Origin of the sequence: Hydrocoleum sp. CS-953, assembly GCF_002260545.1 — a bacterium.
GTDB lineage: Bacteria > Cyanobacteriota > Cyanobacteriia > Cyanobacteriales > Microcoleaceae > Trichodesmium.
The window spans coordinates 1-4,061 of the sequence record NZ_LGSU01000651.1 but is presented as its reverse complement, the minus strand read 5'-3'; the positions used below and the strand labels follow the sequence as shown (position 1 = coordinate 4,061).

Annotated in this window: 4 protein-coding genes; 2 read left to right on the top strand and 2 right to left on the bottom strand. The window is 37.1% G+C overall.

Going from position 1 to position 4,061, the window contains the following annotated elements; all coding sequences use genetic code 11:
• Both AFK68_RS07370 and AFK68_RS07365 read left to right on the top strand, forming a co-directional pair.
• Positions 1-898 (top strand): calcium-binding protein (locus AFK68_RS07370; protein ID WP_143437662.1); only part of this gene is annotated, 898 nt, incomplete at its 5' end.
• Between the two features lie 54 nt (positions 899-952).
• Complete coding sequence (locus tag AFK68_RS07365) at positions 953-1,261, top strand: hypothetical protein (protein ID WP_094672192.1); 309 nt, start codon at positions 953-955, stop codon at positions 1,259-1,261.
• A gap of 260 nt (positions 1,262-1,521) precedes the next feature.
• Here AFK68_RS07365 and AFK68_RS43355 read toward each other — a convergent pair whose 3' ends face one another.
• A complete protein-coding gene (locus tag AFK68_RS43355) occupies positions 1,522-1,653 on the bottom strand; it encodes a hypothetical protein (protein WP_256386510.1) in 132 nt (43 codons plus the stop codon).
• Between the two features lie 442 nt (positions 1,654-2,095).
• On the bottom strand, positions 2,096-4,057 hold the full coding sequence (locus AFK68_RS07360; RefSeq protein ID WP_094672193.1) for a heavy metal translocating P-type ATPase: 1,962 nt from the start codon (positions 4,055-4,057) through the stop codon (positions 2,096-2,098).
• Between the last annotated feature and the right edge of the window lie 4 nt (positions 4,058-4,061).

Below are 4,061 nucleotides of genomic sequence, written 5' to 3'. Positions count from 1 at the left end.
TAATATCCGCACAACTGATAGTGGAACACCCACAGAAAGTTTTGAGCAACAACTAACTATAGATGTGACTGATGTGGATGAGACTCTAGCAAATAATAACAATACTCTTGGTACTCCTAATAGCGATCGCCTCATCGGAACAAACAATGGCGACACTCTTTCAGGTGGTGAGGGTAATGATACTTATATTATTAACAACACCGCAGATATAATCATTGAAGATCCTAATGCTGGTATTGATGCTGCTGAGTCTAGTATCACCTATAGTTTGCCAGGCAATGTTGAAAACCTGGTGCTGACCGGGGAAAATATTGATGGTTCTGGAAACCCTCGAAACAATTATATTGCAGGTAGTGATGGTGACAATAAATTAGGAGGAGGTCGAGGTAACGATACCCTTTTAGGAGTGGGTGGAGCAGATACAGTTATTGGAGGTATTGGTAATGATATTTTGCTAGGAGGAGCAGGTGACGATATTTTACAAGGGAGACCGGGATGCGATCGCTTAAATGGTGGTGCGGGTAACGATACTCTGACTGGAGGTGCGAGTAAGGATAAGTTCATTTTTAATACTAACCAACCTTTTCAAGCAGAGGATATTGGTACAGATACTATTACTGACTTTCAGGAAGATAGGGATAAAATTTGGTTAGATCAGAATACGTTTACAGCTATTAATAGTTTGGCAGGTGAAGGTTTTAGTATTGTTGAGGAGTTTGAGGTTGTCAGTAGTGACGCACAAGCAGAAACAGCAGTAGGAGTTATTGTTTATAATCAGACAAATGGTAATTTGTTCTACAACTCGGATGGTGTAGCAAGTGGTTTTGGAGAGGGCGGTTTATTTGCGAATGTTGTGAATGCTCCTGAGTTGGAAAGTTCTGATTTTCAGATTAGATAGATATTTCCAGAAGTATAGAAACCGGGTTTATAGAACCCATTTGGGATCTTATCAATGGGAGGGTGGAAAGTCTGGGAAGTGTGGGGAGATGGGATCTTATCAATGGGAGGGTGGAAAGTCTGGGAAGTGTGGGGAGATGGGAACTTATATCATGTTCGGTTGAATAGTTACACTTTGGAGGAGGGAAGGCAGAGGGCAGAAGGCAGAAGGCAGAAGGGGAAGAAAAGTTCAAAGGGAGAAGGTTTTTTTATCATTGATTATCCGGACATGATATTAGATGCTACTTTTTTTCCTGGTCTTGGTGAAACACGGTATGAAATTCCTAAATTTATAATATTATGTCCGCTGGTATCGTTTGTGTAAACCAAAGAGTGAATATCTACAGGAAATTTAAGTGTTTTTCGGGGTTAATACCCTTAATTCCTAGATAAATAAAGCCTGACAAAGCAAATTTCTTAATTCTGAATTCTTACCCTTTTACAATACCGATGCTACCGGGCATGATATAACGTGTAAATCAGACCTATTTTCCCTCTAATTGACCCAGAAAAAGCTCCTTTATAACTCCTGAATTCTCTCAAATTATACTTTTATTCACCAACGCCTTTTTCCCCTATTTTATATCATTTCCGCTGGTATCGTTCTTTCACATTTCCTGCTAAATTTTGTTTAGTTGCACTATCAATTTTTTGGCGTAATTCCTCTAGTGGACTATCAACTTCATTATGCTCTTCAGCTAAAAGAATTATTTCCACTTTTTGACCAAAAAATAAGGTCTCAAGCCTCCCCTTTTAAGGGGATGAAAAAGCGGTCGTTTGCGGAGCAGTCCGTCAGGATGAGATGGCGTTACCGAAGCGGGTCCGTAGGAGCGGGTCTCCCGCTCTTAACAGAGCCACTCCGTTAACGCCATATCTAATCGACCAAGAGAAAATAAACTTCAGTATTTCAAGCCTCTGGGTTTAGCGAGAGGTACTGTTATCAGTTAACTGTTAACTGATAACTGAAATGACCTGCTGCAAATGGTAAATCCGATCAAACCAACTGCTGAAGATTATCAATTATTACATATTTTTTATAAGCATTCATCCGTTTAATTAACTCCTTAATATTAGGTATTTAAGATGATAGGGGAGTAGGGGAGTAGGGGAATAGGGAAAAAGTACCTTTTGATGACCGGATTTAATATTACTTTCCTATTTAACTTTTGACTTTTGACTTTTGACTTTTGAATTCCAATACTCGACTAGAATTAAAAATTGCAATTAATGCCACACCCACATCTGCAAATACTGCTTCCCAAATATTTGCCAACCCAACTATTCCCAACAAAATAAACAAACTTTTTACTCCTAAAGCAAAACCAATATTCTGCCAAACAATACGACGAGTTTTCCTGCTAATTTTTATTGCTTCGGCAACCTTAGAAGGAGCATCAGTCATAATAACAACATCCGCAGTTTCAATTGCTGCATCGGAACCCATACCACCCATAGCCAGACCAACATCGGCACGAGCAATAACTGGAGCATCATTAATTCCATCACCAACAAAAGCAACTTTTCCATTATTTTGAAGCAATAATTGTTCAATGGCAGTAACTTTATCTTCGGGCAATAATTCCGCTTGATAATCATCTAAACCTAGATTTTTTGCCACCCGTTGAGCAACAGTTTGATTATCTCCAGTTAACATTACAATTTTTTCTACACCCAAATTTTTCAAAGACTTAATTGCCTGAGCAGCATCTAATTTAATTTGGTCAGAAATTGTAATATAACCAACATATTTACTATCAACTGCTAAATGAACTGCCGTATCTCCAACATCACAAATATCGTGTTCAATATCTTCTAAATGTAATAGGCGATCGCCTCCAGCAATAACTGTTTTATTCCCAACTTTTGCCTTAATTCCACATCCAGCAATTTCTTGATATTCTGACACATCATAATTATCTATTTTCGTGGAATTATATTTATAAACTGCTTGAGCAATAGGATGATTTGATAAAGATTCTACTTTAGCTGCCACTTCTACTAATTCTGGTTTAGTCAAGCCATTTTTCGTGATAATATCTGTTACCTGAAGTTTACCTTCTGTTAAAGTTCCAGTTTTATCAAAAACCACAGTTTTAATAGCAGCTAAATCATCTAAAAATGTGGAACCTTTAACTAAAATCCCTCGTTTAGCAGCTCCACCAACTCCACCAAAGTAACCCAAAGGAATACTAATTACTAATCCACAAGGACAGGAAACAACTAATACAATTAATGCCCGATTTATCCAATCGCCATAAGTCGCACCAGAAATAAATAGAGGAGGCAAAAAAGCAATTAGCAAAGAAATAAAGACAACGACTGGAGTATAGTATCTGGCAAAAGTTGTCATAAATCTTTCCGTTTTAGATTTCTTAGTTTTAGCAGTTTCAACTAATTCTAAAATCCGAGCAATGGATGACTCACCAAAAGGTTTAGTAACCCGAATTGTTAATACTCCCGTTTGATTAACCATCCCTGCTAATATTGTTTGCCCAACTGTGAAAAACTTAGGTATTGATTCCCCAGTTAAAGCCGAAGTATCAACTTGAGAATTGCCAGAGATAATTTCACCATCTAAAGGAATTTTTTCTCCTGGTTTAACGACTATTTCACTCCCAACTTCTACTATTTCAGGAGATACTTTTTCCAGAGAATCATCAATTTTTAAATTTGCATAATCAGGACGAACTTCTAATAATGACTTAATAGAACTACGGGAACGTTTAACAGAATATTCTTGGAATGTTTCCCCAACTTGATAAAACAACATTACTGCCACAGCTTCCGGTAACTTATCAATAACGATCGCTGCCAATGTTGCGACAGTCATTAAAAAATTTTCATCAAATATTCTGCCTTTCAAAATATTTTTTCCAGCGCTAGAAAGTACCGTCCATCCACTATATATATAGATAGGAATAAACACTATGTATTTCCCTATACCGTAGGCAATATTTTGTAATTGTTGATAGAAAATCAAACCTAATATATAGATAATAGCGACTGGAAGTAAAGGTAAAATTTCCTGTTTTAAATGTGACTCTTGGGTAGTTTGGTTAGTATGATTATCATTTTCTTCATGGTGACAGCTACAACAATGAGAATTATTCTGATTATTCATATTC

Excerpts from the sequence above, each read along its gene's own strand:
- AFK68_RS07365 (WP_094672192.1), top strand. The coding sequence starts at position 953 with ATGGGAGGGTGGAAAGTCTGGGAAGTGTGGGGAGATGGGATCTTATCA.
- AFK68_RS07360 (WP_094672193.1), bottom strand. The coding sequence starts at position 4,057 with ATGAATAATCAGAATAATTCTCATTGTTGTAGCTGTCACCATGAAGAA.